This is a genomic window from Clostridium sp. HV4-5-A1G, assembly GCF_900184915.1.
GTDB lineage: Bacteria > Bacillota > Clostridia > Clostridiales > Clostridiaceae > Clostridium_B > Clostridium_B aromativorans.
This window is the reverse complement of the sequence record NZ_FXYI02000325.1, coordinates 1-1,632: the sequence shown is the minus strand read 5'-3', so window position 1 is coordinate 1,632 and position 1,632 is coordinate 1. Positions and strand designations below refer to the sequence as shown.

Below are 1,632 nucleotides of genomic sequence, written 5' to 3'. Positions count from 1 at the left end.
ATTTAATTATATCGTTACTTTCTATAATTTTTTTAGTGAAATTTTATATAAAATTAAATTTCTCTTATTATCCGGACATTTTACCATTACAATCTCCCATTTTTGTGTCAAATCTGTCCATCTTGAATAATATATAATATAAATTTAATTATGATAACTCAATGAATATAAGTATAAGTTCAACTTACCAAATACACAACATTAAAAACGAGGTGAATGTAAATGTCAAAACACCACAGGAACTATAATAATGGTTTTAATATAGGTGATATTTTAAACAATATAGATATAACTCAACTTCTATCCATATTATCCGCATTGGGTGGAAATAAAAATTTCTCCAATGATCAACTGGGTTCACTTATGGAAAATTTAAATTCTTCCAATGGAGGAACTCAGGGGAATTCTAACTTTAACGATTCAGATATAAAATCAAAACTGGCAGCATTGGAAAATAGATTATCTAAAATAGAAAACGGAGGAACTATAAAGGAAGAGCTTCTCCGTACAATAAAAGAGCTACAAGATTCCCCAGATGCAGCCAAAACATTAAATAATTATATAAATTCCATCAATTCCAGTAGAAACACACATAGAAGTTAATTAAAATTACATTAAAAAACACTATCAAAATTTGTAATTAGTTTCCGATAGTGTTTTTTACTTTAAAAATCAGCTTAATTTTTGCAGTAAAAGTGCTATTACAGTTACAGAATTAAATGCAAAATGATTGAACACTGCATACCAGTATCCCTTTTTATATATTAAATAACAATTATAAAGTCCAATCCACAGTATTATTGGAAATGCATTAAGGCTAAAATGAATTACAGCAAATAAAAAGCTGCTTAAAAATGCTCCCAGGTAAATTCCAATTCTCTTCGCAAATATTTTTTCAAATATAAGCCATCTAAATACAAATTCTTCTAAGACAGGTGCAAATATTATAACTATTGGAATCATTATTAAAAATTTTCCCAATGGCATATTTGCCATATGAGTAACTATTTCCTGCTGTTGTAATTCCAATTTAAAATTAGAAAGCACTGTTGTCTCAATTGCAGATATAAAAAAAGCAGCCAAATAAAATATGAACACCATCTTAAAAGCTTCAAAAATTTTAAAATTTTTAAAATCAAACTTATAGAATTCATCTGTATGTTTTATATACCACAAATTAATAACTACAAAAATAAATGGAATAAAATTTTCTGTAAATATGGAAAGAATTATATACAATACACTTATAATAAGCAAAATTACATTATTTCTTTTATCTTTCCGCCAGAACTTGATAAATACCAAAAGAGGTGGTACATAAACAAGTACAAAAACTAGAGCATTTTTTATAATATCCAACCTAAACATTATTAATTTCTCCTTGCTATTTTTATTAGCCTTACTAATTATTAATCTTCAGGAATTAAATTAAGCATGGAATCTAGAGTATCCAAAATTTCTTCTCTTCCCTTCTTATTTAAAGCAGAAAAAGTCAATACTTCATCATCTTTTTTCAACTCCAGAGTATCTTTTATAATTTTTAAATTATCGTATAATTTATTTTTAGAAATTTTATCAATTTTTGTAACTATAATAACAGTTTTATATTTATAATGCTTAATCCACTTATAC

The 1,632-nt window shown here is 25.7% G+C and carries 2 protein-coding genes and 1 pseudogene; 1 reads left to right on the top strand and 2 read right to left on the bottom strand.

What is annotated here, in order from left to right:
• Positions 1-222: 222 nt before the first annotated feature.
• Positions 223-603 carry a hypothetical protein gene (locus J5G60_RS18225; protein ID WP_150357960.1) on the top strand — a complete coding sequence of 127 codons (381 nt, stop codon included), beginning with the start codon at positions 223-225 and terminating at the stop codon, positions 601-603.
• A gap of 69 nt (positions 604-672) precedes the next feature.
• Here J5G60_RS18225 and J5G60_RS18220 read toward each other — a convergent pair whose 3' ends face one another.
• Both J5G60_RS18220 and J5G60_RS18215 read right to left on the bottom strand, forming a co-directional pair.
• Positions 673-1,368, bottom strand: coding sequence for a CPBP family intramembrane glutamic endopeptidase (locus J5G60_RS18220; protein WP_150357959.1), 696 nt, complete (start codon positions 1,366-1,368; stop codon positions 673-675).
• 41 nt (positions 1,369-1,409) lie between these two features.
• A pseudogene (locus tag J5G60_RS18215) lies at positions 1,410-1,632 on the bottom strand (ribosome biogenesis GTP-binding protein YihA/YsxC); the annotation flags it as partial.